Below are 15,821 nucleotides of genomic sequence, written 5' to 3'. Positions count from 1 at the left end.
GGCGAGCTTAGATCCCGGCCAGGTTCCGGGCCACGCCCCACACAGCGCCAACCACGAGAACGGCGACACCGATCGACTTCGGCACGGATCGCCGTTCGCCAGTCCACTTGTCGCGAGTCCACCGCGCGAACAGCCACACGGCCAGCGGCACGCCCAACGCGAGCAACACCGCGTTGTAGTGGAACGCGCCGACGACATCCCCGTGCAGCAACGCGTGCACCATTCGCGTGGCACCGCATCCAGGGCAGTTGAGCCCGGTCAGCCAGTTGAACGGGCACTTGGGCAGCAGGTTGCCGGGCTTGTTGGGGTCGACGAACAGCAGCACCACCGCGCCCGCGCCACCCAGCGCGAAAACGGCAAAGGGTGCCTTCACTCGTGCGAAGGCACCCTTCAACGTCTGCATCAGCCCAACTTACTTCTTGCGCGCGACGAACCGCGTCGGTTTGTCGCGGAACGGCGCGTCGGCCGGACGAGGCTCGACCCGGCCGTCCAGCACCTCGCGGGCCGCGAGCAGCCCGGCGACGGAGGACGCGTTGACGATGTCGCCCGCCAGCACCATCTGCACGGCTTCTTCGACCGGGAAGCGGTGGACCTCCAGGTCCGCCTCCTCCTCGCCCTGCACGTCGCGGTCCACTTCGGACAGCCCACGCGCCAGGAACACCCGCACGACCTCGTCGGTGAAGCCCGGCGACGCGGCGACGTCGACCAGCACGTGCCACTGCTCTGCGGCGAGCCCGACCTCCTCGGCCAGCTCCCGGCGCGCCCCCACGACCGGCGCCTCGCCGTCGTGGTCGAGCAGGCCCGCGGGCAGCTCCCACAGGTGCCGCCCCAGCGGGTGCCGATACTGGTGGATCAGCGTGACCTGACCTTCGGCGTCCACCGCCACGACCGCGACCGCGCCGGTGTGCTCGACGACCTCGCGCTTGGCCGTGCCGCCGCCGGGCATCTCGACGTCGTCGACGCGCAGCGCCAGGATCTTCCCGACGTGCACGTCCTCGCTGGAAACCGTCCGGAAGTCGTGCCGGGGAGAAGTCACTTCGACGCTCCAGCGGTGAGCGGCAGGCGGTCGGCGACCCGGTAGTCGATCGCGGCCTTCACGAACGCCGCGAACAGCGGGTGCGGCTTCGTGGGACGGGACTTGAGCTCCGGGTGCGCCTGCGTGGCCGCGTAGAACGGGTGCACGTCGGCCGGCAGCTCGACGAACTCGACCAGGCGGCCGTCCGGCGACACGCCGGAGAACACCAGGCCGGCGTCGGTGAGCTTGCCGCGGTAGGCGTTGTTGACCTCGTAACGGTGCCGGTGCCGCTCGGACACCTCGGTCGCACCGTAGGCGTTCGCGACCACCGAGCCCGGCGTGAGCTTCGCGATGTACGCGCCGAGCCGCATCGTGCCGCCCATGTCGCGCTGGCCGGCGACGACGTCCTCCTGGTCGGCCATCGTGGAGATGACCGGCGAACCGGTCTCCTCGAACTCGCTGGAGTTCGCGTCCTCGATGCCCGCGAGGTTGCGCGCCGCCTCGATCACCATGCACTGCAGGCCGAGGCACAGGCCGAGCGTCGGCACACCGCGCGTGCGGGTGTACTTCAGCGCGCCGATCTTGCCCTCGATGCCGCGCACGCCGAACCCGCCGGGGATCAGCACCGCGTCCATGCCGGACAGCGCCCGCGCCGCACCCTCGGCCGTCTGGCACTCGTCCGACGGCACCCACTTGATCTCGACCTTGGCGTGGTGCGCGAAACCGCCCGCACGCAGCGCCTCGGTGACCGACAGGTAGGCGTCCGGCAGGTCGACGTACTTGCCGACGAGCGCGATCTTCACCGTCTCGACGGGGTTGTGCACGCGCTCCAGCAGGTCGCCCCACACGGTCCAGTCGACGTCGCGGAACGGCAGGTCGAGGCGGCGCACGACGTACGCGTCGAGGCCCTCGGCGTGCAGGACCTTCGGGATGTCGTAGATCGACGGCGCGTCCACGGCCGCGACGACGGCGTCGGTGTCGACGTCGCACATCAGGCCGATCTTGCGCTTGAGCGCGTCCGGGATCTCCCGGTCCGCGCGGCACACGATCGCGTCGGGCTGGATACCGATGTTGCGCAGCGCCGCGACGGAGTGCTGCGTCGGCTTGGTCTTCAGCTCACCGGACGGCGCCAGGTACGGGACCAGGCTGACGTGCAGGAAGAAGACGTTGTCGCGGCCGACGTCGTGACGGACCTGGCGGCACGCCTCGAGGAACGGCAGCGACTCGATGTCACCGACCGTGCCGCCGACCTCGGTGATGACCACGTCCGGCGTGACGCCGTCGGTGTCCGGCTCGGCCATCGCGCGGATGCGGCGCTTGATCTCGTCGGTGATGTGCGGGATGACCTGCACCGTGTCGCCCAGGTACTCGCCGCGCCGCTCCTTGGCGATGACCTCGGAGTACACCTGGCCGGTGGTGACGTTCGCGTCGCCGCTCAGGTCCCGCGCGAGGAACCGCTCGTAGTGGCCGATGTCGAGGTCCGTCTCCGCGCCGTCGTCGGTCACGAAGACCTCGCCGTGCTGGAACGGGTTCATCGTGCCGGGGTCGACGTTCAGGTACGGGTCGAGCTTCTGCATCGTTACCCGCAGGCCGCGCGAGGTGAGCAACTGGCCGAGGCTGGAGGCGGTGAGCCCCTTGCCCAGGGAAGACGCGACGCCTCCCGTGACGAAGACGTGCTTGGTCGTACGTGCCTGCTGCACCAACGGGGCTCCCGTGAAAATCGTGGGGGTAAATCCCCCTATCCACGGGCCATAACGCTAACACGCCGCCGGTCACTCAGCGCACCACGACCCGGCAGATCACATCACCCGATCGGCGCAGTGAGGGGTTTCCCCGAACATCCCACGGCACAGGCCGAGATCAGGAATCGTTGTCACGTGACCTTCGACGTGGCAGGGAGCGCTGCAAGAGCCGTGCACGACCGTTCCGCGGCGTGGCGATTCATCGAGAGTTTCGCGGCCACGTGGACGGAGCCGATCGGGCCTCAGGACGGCTGGAGCCGCCGGGAGCTCGCCGAAGCCGAGGACCGGCTCGGAGTCGGCCTCCCGGAGGCGTTGAAAGAGGCGCTGGCGTTGTTCGGCAAACGGCCGGAGGTGACGAGCAACCACGACCGCCTGCTCGCGCCGGCCGAGCTGCGGCTGGACCGCGAGATCCTCGTCTTCCGCAGCGACCAGTGGGTCGAGGCCTGGGGAGTACCGCTCGCCGGTGACGACCCGGAAGTGCTGGTCAGGACCGACTCACAGGACAAGTACCAGTACCCGTGGAAGCCGTGGATGTCGCGCTTCTCGCTGGCGTGTGTGGAGCTGGTGCTGACCATGGCGGTGTTCGGCGACGGCGGCGAGACAGCGGACAGGGAGAGGTCCGATGCGGACGTCCCCCTGCTCGAAGAGCACTTCACTCTCCTGCCGCTGAACAATCCTCTCAGCCGGTGGTTCGTCTCCGACGACGTGATCATCCGCGAGGACGACCGCGCGTGGCTGTGGGCCTGCGCCCGCACGCCGGAAGCGTTCGAACTGCTCACGACGCGGTTCCCCGGCGCCTGGGAGCGCTAGCCGGCGGTGCCCGGCGAGGATGCCTCGGCGTTGCCCGCCACGCCGTAACGGCCGGAGCGGCCCTCCAGCTGTTCGCGCAGCGCCATCACCACGACGACCTGACCGGCCGGGGTGTCGGAGTTGTCCACCGTGGACAGGATCGACGTCGCGTTCGTGTCGGCGCGGACCACACCGATCGCGCCCGTGCCGTTGGCCGAGCCGTTCGCGCCCGCCAGCACGACGCCGGCGCCGGACCGGTCGAGCTGCGTGGCGAAGCGGGCGATCGTCGCGGCCCGGTCCGCGGCCGAGTCACCGATCGCGGCGCCGCCGGTGAGGACGATCGCGAGCTGAGCGGGCTTCACGCCCGACGTCGCCTTGACGAAGCCCGCGTTGGACAGCCCGGCGAGCGCGGCGGCGGCCTCGTCAGCGGAGGCCTGCGGTTCGTTGTTGGCGGGGTTGAGCAGCAGCAACGTGCCGAACAAACCGCCCGCGCGGGTGCCGGGGTCACCGGCGGTGGGCAGCTGCGAACCGGCGGGCTGCAGCCGTGCCACGAGGTCGCGGAGCTGGTCGCCGCGGGACGGGTCGGCGAACGCGTCGGTCAGCTGGATCTCACCGGTGACGGTGGCGCCGGCGGACTTGAGCAGGCCGCTCAGCGCGTCCCGATCGGACGGACGCGCGTCCGAGGTCGTGACGAGCACGACGGTCCGGTCGGTGAGCCGGTCCTTGACCGCGAGCGGGCCGACGGACGCGGCGAACTTGTCCGCCTCGGTCAGCTTGGCGTTCAACGCGTTGCGGTCGTTCTGCAGGTCGTTCACCTGCTGTGCCAACGAGTTCTTCTCGTCGCTCAACCCCGACAACAGCCGCCCGCTGATCGCGGTCGACCCCAGCACGACACCCACCGCGAGGGCCAAGAAGACCGCGGTGATCGAAACTATGTGGTAGCGCAGCGAGATCACGAGAAGAACCCCTTGAACCAGTTGACGACGGATTGCCACGCGTCGACGACGATGTCGACGTAGACGTGACCGACGCCGGACACCGAAAGCGCCGCCACCATGGCGACGATCGCGGCGGCCACCAGCAGAACGATCACGCCCATTGACACCCGGCTGCGATGCAAGGTCGCGACGGCCTCCCCGTCGACGAGCTTGCTGCCGAGCTTCAACCGGGTGAGGAACGTGGAGGGGTTGGAACCGGAGTGCCCGCGGTCGAGGAACTCGCGCAACGTCGCGCGCAGCCCCACCGTGACGACCAGGGACGCCCCGTGGGCCTCGGCGAGCAGCAACGCGAGGTCCTCCGCGTTGCCCGACGCGGGGAACGTCACCGCGCCGATGCCGAGGTCCTGGATCCGCTGCAGGCCGGGCGCGTGGCCGTCGGTCTGCGCGGGCACGACCACCTCGGTGGCCGCGCGCAGTGACGCGGTGCCGATGCCGTCGGGGTCGCCGACGATGACGTCCGGCTTGTACCCGGCGTCGTGCAGCGTGTCCGCGCCGGTGTCGACCCCGATCAGCACCGGCCGGTACTCGCGGATGTACTTGCGGAGCTTGCGCAGCTGTTCCGCGTGCGACGGTCCACCTGCGACGACGAGCACCTGCCGGTCGCGCATCGGCACGTAGACCTCGGGCACGCCGACGCCGTCGAGCACGAGTGCCCTCTCGCGCCTGAGGAACTCGATGGTGTTGGCGGAGAAGGCCTCCAGCTGCGCCGACATGCCGGCCTTCGCCTCGATCATGGCGTCGGCGATGCTCTCGGCGTTCTGCTCGACGCCCTTCGCGAGCTCGCGTTCCCCGGCGTACACGACACCCTCGTGCAGCCGGATCTTGACGCCGTCCTTGATCTCGCGCAGGGCGGCCACGCCAACGTTGTCGATCAGCGGAATGCCCGCCTCGATCAGCAGTTCCGGTCCGAGATTGGGAAATCGCCCGGAAATCGACGGCGAGGCGTTCACGACACCGACCACCTCGGCCGCGACGAGCGCTTCCGCCGTGCGCCGGTCGAGGTCGACGAGGTCGAAAACGGCGACATCACCGGGACTGACGCGCCGCACCAGGTCACTAGCGCGCCGATCAACCCGCGCGACGCCCGTGACACCGGGAAGTTCGTGGTTCGTGCGGCTCAGCAACCCGGAAAGCTTCATGCGCCGATAGTGACTCACGGTGCGCACGCGACAGGTGAGGCACGCCGGGCAATTCTTGCTGGTCAGTCGTCGGGGTGAACTACTACGGCTCCAAACGCGAGGATTGTTGCCGCTATCAGCACCCAGATGCCGTTGCCGAATCCGGCTTCCAGCGCCGGATCGATGGTGATGTTGCCGGCCTTGTGAAAGCTGATCGCGTTCAGCAAATACACGAACAGCATTCCGGTGACCCCGGCAAGTGCGGCAGCTCCGGCGAATGCGACTTTCCGCCACCGGATGCCGACGAGCGTTGCCACGGCGGCCGCTACCGCCGGAATGCCGAAGAGCGGGCCGTGCTCGTCATTCGTCGACCCGAAGTGGGTGCTCCAGCCCGTGGTGACGTAGGCGGTCTGCGGCTGGTCGGGAGCCAGCCGGATCAGCAGCTCCGAGAACGGCAGGAACGTCGCGACGACCGCGGCCGCGGCGGCCAGCACGAGGAGCGCTGCGCTGAGGAGTTTCATTTCGGCTCCCGTTGAACGGCGACGGCGCCGGTGAGAGCGACGAGGGTGCCTGCGGCGAGGAAGACCAGGCCGAAGCCGATCGCGAAGTCGCCCTGCTGCTCGACGGCGTGGCCGCGTTCCGAGATGGTGAGCGCAGTGGTGATGCCGACGGCTCCCAGTTGTGCCGCGGCGCCGGCCAGTGCGGCTCGGCTGACCCAGATTCCGGCGACGAGCAGTGCGGCCGTTGCCGCGATGGGCAGGCCGTACCAGGGCGAGAGCTCACCGGCGGGCCAGTCGCCTGGCTTGTTGACGACCTCGGTGCCCCACGCCCGGACGATCACCTCGACGTTCGGCGCGTACGCGGTCGAGTACCACGGGAGGATCAGCGCCGTCGCGGTCAGCACCACCCCGGCCGCGATCAACGCGACCGCCGTCGGTCTTCCGATCACCGTGCCTCCTGGTCCTGCTCCTGGATGGCGATCCCGAACGGCGGCGTGTCGTCGTCTGCGTCGAGCTGGTGCACGACCACGTCTTCTTCTTGTTCCTGCGGCTGCTCTTCCTGCTTCCGTTGAGCGAGTACGGCACCTACCAGTCCGATGACCGCTCCCGCGAGCAACAGGTACATGCCCACGAGAAGGTCCAACTGCACCGTCGGCCCGCCCTGCGCCGGCCAGTCAGTCATCATCTCTTCCTCGTGCCGCACCTGCACCCAGTACGTGAGCACGACTCCGGCCAGCGCCCCCGCCGCCGCCAGCGCGACCGTCTTCGCGACGGTGCCGCTCCGGCGCAGCAGCAGGAGCACTGCCGCCATCACCATCAACACCGCCATCGCGATCACGGGCCATCCGACGGCGTAGTAGGCGTCGTTCTCCGGCAGGAGCGACGGCGGCGACGAGACGACGATCCACATGTTCGTGGTGTACGTCCGCTCGGGCCCGATTCCGCGGTAGATCGTCCGGTAGGTCTCCTCGAAGCTCCCGACGACCGCCAGCCCTGCCCCCAGCATCAGCAAGAGCGCGGCGATCCTCCCCCGATCAATCACTCTTCTGCTCCTGCGGGTCGCTTTCCTCGTGTGGTTCCTTCTTCGGTTCCTGCGGCTCCACGATCACCGGGAACCCGTACGGCGGCGTCTCGCTCTCGTCACCCTCGATCTGGTGGATCACGACCCCGTCCGCGGGCACCTCAGCGGTTCTGCGCGGCAACTCCTGGTGCAACACCGCCGCCACCACCCCGACCCCGGCCGCGACGATCAGCAAGGTCACCCCGTCGCCCTGCTCGACGTCGAACGGCACCGGCGACTCGAGCTCACGCACCTTCTGGACCGTCCCCTGCACACTCGCAACCGCCGACCAGGCCACCCCGGTCAACAGCCCGGCCCCGAGCAACGACCCGACCCGAGCCGCCGGCATCCGAAACGCCAGCACCGTCGCCAACGCCATCACCAGCGCGGCCCCCACCGCCGGCTCGCCGAACTCGATCGGCCCGAGCATGAGCGCACCCCGGAAATCATCCCGCTCGGTGACCCACGACGTGGCCTCGTACCGCAACGTCCGCCCCTGCACCCGAACCTGGACGGCATAGGCGGACAAGAACGTCGCCGCCACCGCCAGCCCGGCCGCGACGAGCACCAGCACCGCCCCGAACACCCGGCGCGTGGTCACAGATCCGGTCCACCTTCCACCGCACCACCGTGTGCGTCCGCTGACCGGGGCTCGGTCACGTTCCCATCATGCCGAACCTCGGGGGTGACGGCGGAGCGGGGAAGGCACCTGATCACCTCGGCGCCGACTGCCTGCACCACGTCGGGGAGAAGCGCACCGACTTCCGCCACCAGCCGGCTCCAGATCAGGCTCTCGCCAAGACGCAACACCTCCCAGCCAGCCACACCACGTCCGCGACCCCGGCGAGGATGCCGAAGGCACCCGCGACCGCAAACCGTTCGGACACCGTCGCGCCCCGGTCCCATCGAAGATCCAAAGGCATGGCGCAACCAGGACCCCCAGGAACACCACGTCCCCGACCCGCCGAAGTCAAGGCACACGCGACCACAACCTGTTCAGGCACCGTCGCCGCCCCGATCCCACCGAAGATCCGAAGACACGGCGCGATCAGAAGCCACCAGCCACACCACGTCCGCGACCCCGGCGAGGGTCCCGAAGGCACCCGCGACCACAAACCCGCTCAGGCACCCTCGCGCCCCGAACCCGCCCGAAGATCCCTAAGGCGTGGCGCGGCCAGAACCCGTTCGGGCGCCCAGCGCCCGAACCCGCGGGGGGTCTGGGGGTCGCTCCCCAGAAGAGACGACGAACGACGTGGGCCAGCGCTTTCCGCGGGCACACCTCGCCCAAAGCGAGTGAGTCCCTCTCAGGCCTTCTTCTTGCGGCGCCGCACCACCGGAGCCGACGACTTGTCCGCCTTGGCCGCCGCGAGCAACTCCTCGGCGTGCGCCCGCCCCGTGTCGGTCGAGTCCATGCCCGCGAGCATCCGAGCCAGCTCGACCACGCGCTGCGTCTCGTCCAGCCGACGCACGGCGGAGCGCGTGAACGTGCCGTCGGCGGACTTGTCGACCACCAGGTGCCGGTCGGCGAACGCCGCCACCTGCGGCAGGTGCGTCACGACGATGACCTGGTGCGAGCGGGCGAGGCGGGCGAGACGGCGGCCCACCTCCACGGCCGCGCGGCCGCCGACGCCGGCGTCCACCTCGTCGAACACGAGGGTCGGCACCGGGTCGGAGTGCGACAGGACGACTTCCAGCGCGAGCATCACGCGGGACAGCTCGCCGCCGGACGCGCCCTTGTGCACCGGCAGGGCCGGGGCGCCGGGGTGCGAGATGAGGCGCAGCTCCACGTCGTCCACGCCTGACGAGCCCGCGTGCAGCACCGAACGTCCGACGTTGAGCGCCTGCGCGTCGCCGGACTCCGCGTGCCGGGGGCGAACCGCCAGCTCGACCGACGCGTGCGGCATCGCCAGGCCGTCGAGCTCCTCGGTGACGGCCTTGCCGAGTTCCAGGGCAGCCTCGACGCGCGCCGCGGTGACCTGCTCGGCCAACGAGGCCAGCTCCGCGGCCAGCTCGTCGCGGCGCGTGGCCAGGCCGGTGAGCGCCTCTTCTGAGGTGTCGAGGCCGTCCAGGCGAGCGCGTGCGTCGGCTGCCCACGCGATCACGCCGTCGACGTCCGCGGCGTACTTGCGGGTCAGCGCCTTCAGCTCGGCCTGGCGCTGCAGCACCTGCTCCAGCCGGCCGGGGTCGGCCTCGAGGTGGTCGAGGTAGCCGGAGATCTCGGCGCCGACGTCGGCCAGCAGCGTTGCCGCCTCGACGAGCCGCGGTTCCATCTCGCGCAGCTTCGGGTCCTCGGACGCGGACAGGCGGCGCGCGGCTTCGGAGATCAGGCCCAGCGCGCCGGGGTTGTCCGGGTCGCCCTCCAGCGAACCGCTGACCGCGAACTGCGCGCCCTGGGCCGCCTCGCGGAGCTGGTCCGCGTCGGCGAGCCGGCGGGCCTCGTCGTGCAGCTCGCCTTCCTCGCCCGGCTTGGGGTCGACGGCGTCGATCTCGGTCAGGCCGTGCCGCAGCAGGTCGGCTTCCCGCGCCAGCTCGCGCGAGCGTTCGGTGCGCTCGCGAAGCTCCGCCGACACGCGCAGCCACTCCTCGCGGACGGCCTGGTACGCGCGCAGCGGCTCGCCCACGTCGTCGCCGGCGAAGCGGTCCAGCACGCCGCGCTGCTCCGTGGGACGCATGAGGCGCAGCTGGTCGTTCTGGCCGTGGACGGCGATCAGCTGCTCCGCCAGTTCGGACAGCACGCCGACGGGCACGGAGCGGCCACCGACGTGCGCGCGGGAGCGGCCGTCGGCGCCGACGGTGCGGATCGCGATCAGTGAACCGTCCTCGTCCGCCTCGCCGCCGACCTCCTCCGCCACCTTCGCGGCAGGGCTGCCCGCCGGAGCCTGGAAGCGGCCTTCAACCACCGCTTTGTCGGCTCCGGTGCGCACGCGGGACGCCTCCGCACGGCCACCGCCGAGCAGGTGCAACCCGGTCACGACCATGGTCTTGCCCGCGCCCGTCTCACCGGTGACGACGGTGAATCCGGGGTCCAGTTCAAGGGTGGCCTCGTCGATCACGCCAAGGCCATTGATGCGCATCTCGGCCAGCACAGGGCGAACCTTACTTGTCGAGTCCGACATTTCTTCGCGGGCACCGTAACGAGCGAGTGCCGACGCACCGAGCGGCGCGGTCAGCCTGCCGATGGTCCCCGCCATCCCTTCACCGGCAGATCGAACTTCTCGACCAGCCGGTCCGTGAACGGAGCCTGGCGCAGCCGCACGACCTTGAGCGGCACCGCACCCTCCACGATCTCGATCCGCGCGCCCGCCGGCAGCTCGAACGTGCGCCGCCCGTCCGCGGACAGCGCCGCCGGATGCCCGGTCGACTCGATCTCGAACGCCACGTGCGACTTCGGCGACACGACCAGCGGGCGGGCGAACAGCGCGTGCGCGTTGCTCGGCACCACCAGGATCGCCTGCACGTCCGGCCACACGACGGGGCCGCCGGCGGAGAACGCGTACGCCGTCGAGCCCGTCGGCGTCGCACACAGCACGCCGTCGCAGCCGAACGCCGACACGGGCCGTCCGTCGACCTCGATGACCACTTCGAGAATGCGTTCGCGGATCAGCTTCTCGACGCTGATCTCGTTGAGCGCCCACGTCTTCACGACGACGTCGCCGTTGACCTTCGCGACCAGGTCGAGCGTCATGCGCTCTTCCACGAAGTAGTCGCGCTCCAGCACGTGACCGACCGCCTCGTGCAACGCGTCCGAGTCGGCCTCCGCGAGGAACCCGACGCGCCCGAGGTTGACGCCCAGCACCGGAACGCGCGCCGGCCGGGCGAGCTCGGCGCCGCGCAGCAACGTGCCGTCACCGCCGAGGACGAGCACCAGCTCGGTGCCCTCGGCCGCGTGGTCGTCGGCGGGCACGACCTTGGTGCAGCACGACGGCCCGAGGTCACGCGCCTCGTCGTCGAGCACCCTTGTCGTGACGCCACCGACCGCGAGACGTCCGGCGACCTGACGGGCGAGATCGATGTTGCTCTGGTGGCCGGTGTGGACGACCAGCAGGACTTCCCTCATTGGGGCCCTTCTTCGACGGCGGTGCGCACCATCTCCTCCGCGGGCACGAACTCGCCCTTGCGGAGCCAGAGGAAGTACTCGACGTTGCCGGACGGTCCTGGCAACGGGCTCGCGACGACCCCGTGCACAGCCAGACCCAGTTCCGCTGCTGCTTCGGTCACTTCGAGCACGGCGGCAACGCGCAGTTCCGGGTCGCGCACGACGCCACCGGAGCCGAGCCGTTCCTTGCCGACCTCGAACTGCGGCTTGACCATCGGCAGCAGGTCGCCCTCCTCGTCGAGGCACGCGGCCAGTGCGGGAAGCACAAGCCTCAACGAGATAAACGAAAGATCCGCTACGACGAGTTCAACTTTCCCGCCGATGTCCTCCGGAGTGAGGGTGCGGACGTTGGTCTTGTCCTTCACCACGACCCGGTCGTCGGTCTGCAGCTTCCAGTCGAGCAACCCTCTGCCGACGTCGGCCGCGACCACCTGCTTCGCGCCGTTTCTGAGCAGGACGTCGGTGAAACCGCCAGTGGATGCGCCGGCGTCGAGGCACCGCCTGCCGGTTGGGTCGATCTTGAAGCCCTCGAGCGCGCCGATCAGCTTGTGCGCGCCCCTGCTGGCCCAGTTCGGGTCGTTGTCGAGGTCCTTGACGACGACCGCGTCGGAGGTCTCCACCGCGGTCGCGGGCTTCGTCGCGACGGTGCCGCGCACCGTGACGCGGCCGTCCGCGACGAGTTGGCTGGCGTGCTCACGGGACTTGGCGAGCCCCCTGCGCACGAGTTCGGCGTCGAGCCGCACCCTGCGAGGCACTGTGCATCACACCTTGTCGATGCTCGACAGTGCGTCGGTGAGCGTCGCGTGCACGGCGTCGAACCGCGCCACGTGCTCGGCGAGGGGAACGTTCTCGAGCCCGTCGAGCCTCGCCAGCGCGCCGTCGATGGCGTCAGCCGGGTTGGGCGGCGGTCCGGGCAGGGGGTAGCTCACGGCTCTTACGGTAGCCGATGGAGTACCGACAGGTCCGCGCCGACATACGTGGGCCTTTGCTCTTCCGGAAGCGCTTGGGCCTCGGCTTCCGTGGATACACCCGTGAGCACGAGCAGCGAGTCCATGCCGGCGTTCACGGCGCCCAGAATGTCCGTGTCGAGCCGGTCGCCGATCACCAGCGGACGGTTCGCTCCGAGTTCCTTGGCCGCCTGTTCGAGCAACGGCGTGGCGGGCTTGCCGGCGACGAGCGGCTCCTGCCCCGTTGCGGTCCTGAGCGCCGCGACGAGACTGCCGTTGCCGGGCAGCAGGCCGCGTTCGGTGGGCAGGGTGGCGTCGACGTTGCACGCCACCCACAGCGCGCCGTTGCGAATGGCCACGGCGGCCTCGGCCAGCTCGCGCCAGCCGAGGTCCATGCTGAGGCCCTGCAGCACCGCCACCGCGCCGTCGGCGGTGTCGGTCGGGATCAAGCCGCGCTTGAACACCTCGGCCTCGAGGGCCTTGGTGCCGAGCACGAGCACGGTGGAGCGCTTGGGCAGCCGCTCGGCGAGCATGGCCGCACCTGCCTGAGCGGAGGTGCTCACCTCGTCGACGCTCGTCTCGAACCCGAGCTCGACGAGGTGATCCGCAACCGCCTGCGGTGAGCGAGAGGCGTTGTTGGTGACATACCGGATCCCGGCGCCTTTTGCTCTTGCCTCGGCGATCGCCTCGGCAGCACCCGGCACGGCTTGAGATCCGCGGTAGACGGTGCCGTCGAGATCGATCAGCAACGCGTCGTACCGGTCGACCAACGTCTCGCTCACTGCTGCGCGGTCTCCTCCTGGGTCAGCTCGAACGCGCGCTCGGCGGCGTCCGTCTCCCCTTCGTCGTCAGCCTCGGCGGCGTTGAGGAACCACTTGACGGCTTCCTCGATGCGACCGGCCGCGGCCAGGTTGTCGGCGTAAGCGTAGAAGAGCCGCGCCGAGTAGGGATTGCGCTGCCCCGGATCGAGGTCCGGCCCCTGCAACGCGACGACGGCCGCGTCCAGCTGCCCCATGTCCCGGCGAGCACCGGCCGCGACGATCCGCAGCTCGATCTCGTCCTCCTGGGACAGGTCCTTCGCCGCCGGGTCCTTGGCCAGGTCGATGGCCCGCTCCGGCCGGCCGAGGGCCCGCTCGCAGTCGGCCATGATCGCCAGGTGGCCCGGTCCGGGCATCATCCGGCGCGCGGCCCGCAGCTCGCTGAGAGCCTCGGCCCACTCGTCCGCGAAGTAGGCGGTCAGCCCAGCCGCTTCCCGCACCACGCCGACCCGCGCCGCCTTGCTGCGCGCGTACCGGGCGTGCTCCAGGGCCAGCTCGGGCTCCTCGTCGATCAGCAGCCCGGCCGCGGCCAGGTGCCGGCCGACGATCTCCGCGAGGCCCTTGGGCAGGCTGCGGAGCTCGGCCTTGATCTCCGGGTCGAGCAGGGAGAGGTCGGCCTCCTCCGGCAGCTCGGGCCGGCCGCCGCGGGGCGCGGGGGCGTCGTCGCGGTCATCCCGATCGCCACGGTCGTCACGCGCGTCCCGGTCGTCGCGGTCGTCACGCGAGTCGCGGTCACCACGGTCTGCGCTGTCGTCGCTGGCAGCCCGAGCCTCATCGCTGTCGCGGTCAGCGTCGTCGCTGCCCTCGCGATCGTCGGCAGAGTCGTCAGCGGAGGCGCGTTCGTCGTTGCTGTCGGCGTCGTCGGCGCGCGCGACGCTCTCGTCGCCGGCTTCGGCGTCGACTGCGGCCGCGCGGTCTGCGTTGCTCTCGACATCGTCGCGCTCGTCGGCGGCCTGGGCGTCGCCCGAGTCGCCGTCAGCGGCATCCGCGGACTCGGCGTCGCCGGCCTCGCGGCTCGCAGCGGCACGGGTGGCCGCGGCGCCGTCGCCCAGCCTGTAGCCGGGACGTTCGGCGGAGCCCGAGGTCACCTCAGAGGTGCCGGTCTGGTCGGAGGTCTCCTGCTCGGCGATGCGCTCCTGGAAGCGCGCCGCACGCTCACGGCTGCGCTCGTCACGACGGTCGTCGCGCGGCGCACCGGAACGCTCGTCGGTGCGGGAGTTGTCGCGGTCGTCGCGACGGTAACCACCCCGGTCGCCAGAACGCTCGCCGCGGTAGCCGCCACGGTCCCCGGAGTCGCTCTTGCGGTAGCCGCCGCGATCACCCGAGCCCTGGCCGCGGTAGCCGCCGCGCTCGCCAGAACCCTCGCCCCGGTAACCGCCACGGTCCCCGGAGTCGCTCTTGCGGTAGCCGCCACGGTCGCTGGAGCGGTCGCCACGGTAGCCGCCGCGATCGCCCGAGTCGTCCTTGCGGTAACCGCCACGGTCACCCGAACGCTCGCTGCGGAACCCACCACGGTCACTGGAACCCTGGCCGCGGTAGCCACCGCGCTCGCCAGAACCCTCGCCCCGGTTACCACCGCGGTCACCCGAGTCGCTCTTGCGGTAGCCGCCACGGTCGCCGCCGGAGCGGTACCCACCGCGGTCGCCGGAGTCGTCCTTGCGGTAGCCGCCACGGTCGCCGGAGTCGTCCTTGCGGTAGCCGCCACGGTCGCCGCCGGAGCGGAAGCCACCACGGTCACCGGAATCGTCCTTGCGGAAACCACCGCGGTCGCCGCGGTACCCACCGCGCTCACCCGAGTCGTCCTTGCGGAAGCCACCACGGTCACCCGAGCGCTCACTGCGGAAACCGCCACGGTCACCCGAGTCGCTCTTGCGGTAACCACCACGGTCGCTGGAGCGGTCGCCGCGGTAGCCACCACGGTCGCCCGAGTCGTCCTTGCGGAAGCTGCTGCGGTCGCTGCCGGAGCGGTAGCCGCCGCGGTCGCCCGAGCGCTCACCACGGAAACCGCCACGGTCGCCGGAGTCGTCCTTGCGGTAACCGCCACGGTCGCTCGAGCGGTCGCCACGGTAGCCACCGCGATCGCCCGAGTCGTCCTTGCGGAAGCTGCTGCGGTCGCCCGAGCGCCCGCTGGAACCCTGGTTGCGGTCGCCTGAGCGGTAGCCGCCGCGGTCGTTCGAGTCGTCCTTGCGGTAGCCGGGGCGGTCGCCGCTGCGGTCGGACCGGTAGCCGGCACGGTCGCCGGAGTCGCTCTTGCGGTAACCGCCGCGGTCGCTCGAGCCCTCGCGGCGCTGGTAGCCGCCGCGGTCGTCGCGGCGGTCGCCGGAGCTCGAACCCTGGCCGCGGTAGTTGCCGCGGTCGCTGGAACGGTTGCCGGCTCGGTCGTCTCGACGGTCGCCGCTGCGGTTGCGGTCGCCGGAGCCCTCACCACGCTGATAGCCGCCGCGGTCGTCACGGTTGTTGCTGAACTTGCGATCGCCTGATGGACGGCCACCGTCGGAATGGCGCGGTCGGTCTCCCTGGCCACGCTGACGGTCGCCGGGACGATCCCCGAACCTGGACACCAAATCCTCCTACTGTGGACACGCTGAAAGGGGCTTGTGAGCGAAGCACTGTAATTGTGCCCCGCGATCACAAGCCCCTTCAGGGAAGTAAAGTTCGGCGGCGACCTACTCTCCCACACCGTAACCAGTGCAGTACCATCGGCGCAGAAGGGCTTAACTACCGGGTTCGGAATGGGA

At 70.5% G+C, this 15,821-nt stretch carries 16 protein-coding genes and 1 rRNA gene; 1 reads left to right on the top strand and 16 read right to left on the bottom strand.

All coding sequences use genetic code 11. From position 1 onward, the window contains the following. Positions 1 to 7 precede the first annotated feature (7 nt). From DI276_RS41810 to DI276_RS41800, 3 genes are read right to left on the bottom strand one after another with little or no spacing between them, the layout of a single operon-like run. Positions 8 to 403, bottom strand: coding sequence for a DUF2752 domain-containing protein (locus DI276_RS41810; RefSeq protein WP_112274407.1), 396 nt, complete (start codon positions 401 to 403; stop codon positions 8 to 10). A 9-nt stretch (positions 404 to 412) separates the two neighbouring features. After that, positions 413 to 1,036, bottom strand: a complete 624-nt coding sequence (locus DI276_RS41805; RefSeq protein ID WP_112274405.1) for an NUDIX domain-containing protein — start codon at positions 1,034 to 1,036, stop codon at positions 413 to 415. Further along, a complete protein-coding gene (locus tag DI276_RS41800) occupies positions 1,033 to 2,715 on the bottom strand; it encodes a CTP synthase (protein WP_408610625.1) in 1,683 nt (560 codons plus the stop codon). The genes DI276_RS41805 and DI276_RS41800 overlap by 4 nt, the downstream gene beginning before the upstream one ends. Before the next feature lie 177 nt (positions 2,716 to 2,892). On the opposite strand from DI276_RS41800, the gene DI276_RS41795 reads away from it, so the two are divergent. After that, positions 2,893 to 3,567, top strand: a complete 675-nt coding sequence (locus tag DI276_RS41795) for an SMI1/KNR4 family protein (protein ID WP_157985301.1) — start codon at positions 2,893 to 2,895, stop codon at positions 3,565 to 3,567. Here DI276_RS41795 and DI276_RS41790 read toward each other — a convergent pair. The 13 genes from DI276_RS41790 to rrf form a co-directional block, all read right to left on the bottom strand. Then, positions 3,564 to 4,502 (bottom strand): copper transporter, encoded by a 939-nt coding sequence (locus tag DI276_RS41790; protein ID WP_112274399.1) that lies wholly within the window; start codon positions 4,500 to 4,502, stop codon positions 3,564 to 3,566. The two genes, DI276_RS41795 and DI276_RS41790, sit on opposite strands and share 4 nt — an antisense overlap. Further along, positions 4,499 to 5,683, bottom strand: coding sequence for a putative cytokinetic ring protein SteA (steA, locus tag DI276_RS41785; protein ID WP_112274397.1), 1,185 nt, complete (start codon positions 5,681 to 5,683; stop codon positions 4,499 to 4,501). Before steA ends, DI276_RS41790 begins: the two co-directional genes overlap by 4 nt. Before the next feature lie 62 nt (positions 5,684 to 5,745). Next, positions 5,746 to 6,183, bottom strand: coding sequence for a hypothetical protein (locus DI276_RS41780; protein ID WP_112274395.1), 438 nt, complete (start codon positions 6,181 to 6,183; stop codon positions 5,746 to 5,748). Then, complete coding sequence (locus DI276_RS41775) at positions 6,180 to 6,611, bottom strand: hypothetical protein (protein WP_112274393.1); 432 nt, start codon at positions 6,609 to 6,611, stop codon at positions 6,180 to 6,182. The genes DI276_RS41780 and DI276_RS41775 overlap by 4 nt, the downstream gene beginning before the upstream one ends. Further along, positions 6,608 to 7,204 (bottom strand): hypothetical protein, encoded by a 597-nt coding sequence (locus tag DI276_RS41770; RefSeq protein ID WP_157985300.1) that lies wholly within the window; start codon positions 7,202 to 7,204, stop codon positions 6,608 to 6,610. The genes DI276_RS41775 and DI276_RS41770 overlap by 4 nt, the downstream gene beginning before the upstream one ends. After that, entirely contained in the window at positions 7,197 to 7,823 is a 627-nt protein-coding gene (locus tag DI276_RS41765; RefSeq protein ID WP_112274389.1) for a hypothetical protein, read from the bottom strand. The genes DI276_RS41770 and DI276_RS41765 overlap by 8 nt, the downstream gene beginning before the upstream one ends. Positions 7,824 to 8,526: 703 nt before the next feature. Next, on the bottom strand, positions 8,527 to 10,296 hold the full coding sequence (gene recN / locus DI276_RS41755; protein WP_112274816.1) for a DNA repair protein RecN: 1,770 nt from the start codon (positions 10,294 to 10,296) through the stop codon (positions 8,527 to 8,529). A gap of 92 nt (positions 10,297 to 10,388) precedes the next feature. Continuing rightward, positions 10,389 to 11,279, bottom strand: a complete 891-nt coding sequence (locus DI276_RS41750) for an NAD kinase (RefSeq protein ID WP_112274385.1) — start codon at positions 11,277 to 11,279, stop codon at positions 10,389 to 10,391. Continuing rightward, complete coding sequence (locus tag DI276_RS41745; protein WP_112274383.1) at positions 11,276 to 12,073, bottom strand: TlyA family RNA methyltransferase; 798 nt, start codon at positions 12,071 to 12,073, stop codon at positions 11,276 to 11,278. The genes DI276_RS41750 and DI276_RS41745 overlap by 4 nt, the downstream gene beginning before the upstream one ends. 6 nt (positions 12,074 to 12,079) lie before the next feature. Next, positions 12,080 to 12,247, bottom strand: a complete 168-nt coding sequence (locus DI276_RS51635; RefSeq protein WP_198681245.1) for a hypothetical protein — start codon at positions 12,245 to 12,247, stop codon at positions 12,080 to 12,082. Positions 12,248 to 12,252: 5 nt separating this feature from the next. Further along, positions 12,253 to 13,047 carry an HAD-IIA family hydrolase gene (locus DI276_RS41740; protein WP_112274381.1) on the bottom strand — a complete coding sequence of 265 codons (795 nt, stop codon included), beginning with the start codon at positions 13,045 to 13,047 and terminating at the stop codon, positions 12,253 to 12,255. Continuing rightward, on the bottom strand, positions 13,044 to 15,644 hold the full coding sequence (locus DI276_RS52800; RefSeq protein WP_157985299.1) for a hypothetical protein: 2,601 nt from the start codon (positions 15,642 to 15,644) through the stop codon (positions 13,044 to 13,046). The genes DI276_RS41740 and DI276_RS52800 overlap by 4 nt, the downstream gene beginning before the upstream one ends. A gap of 92 nt (positions 15,645 to 15,736) precedes the next feature. After that, a 5S ribosomal RNA gene (gene rrf, locus DI276_RS41730) occupies positions 15,737 to 15,821 on the bottom strand; the annotation flags it as partial.

The sequence above is a fragment of the Lentzea terrae genome (genome assembly GCF_003265345.1).
GTDB classification, from domain to species: domain Bacteria; phylum Actinomycetota; class Actinomycetes; order Mycobacteriales; family Pseudonocardiaceae; genus Lentzea; species Lentzea terrae.
Note: the sequence above shows the minus strand (reverse complement) of the source record. Positions and strands in the feature narration are given on the sequence as shown.

What these genes read in the sequence shown, in the direction of transcription:
- DI276_RS41810 (WP_112274407.1), bottom strand. Translation starts at nt 403, where the DNA reads ATGCAGACGTTGAAGGGTGCCTTCGCACGAGTGAAGGCACCCTTTGCC.
- steA (WP_112274397.1), bottom strand. Translation starts at nt 5,683, where the DNA reads ATGAAGCTTTCCGGGTTGCTGAGCCGCACGAACCACGAACTTCCCGGT.
- DI276_RS41780 (WP_112274395.1), bottom strand. Translation starts at nt 6,183, where the DNA reads ATGAAACTCCTCAGCGCAGCGCTCCTCGTGCTGGCCGCCGCGGCCGCG.
- recN (WP_112274816.1), bottom strand. Translation starts at nt 10,296, where the DNA reads ATGCGCATCAATGGCCTTGGCGTGATCGACGAGGCCACCCTTGAACTG.
- DI276_RS41750 (WP_112274385.1), bottom strand. Translation starts at nt 11,279, where the DNA reads ATGAGGGAAGTCCTGCTGGTCGTCCACACCGGCCACCAGAGCAACATC.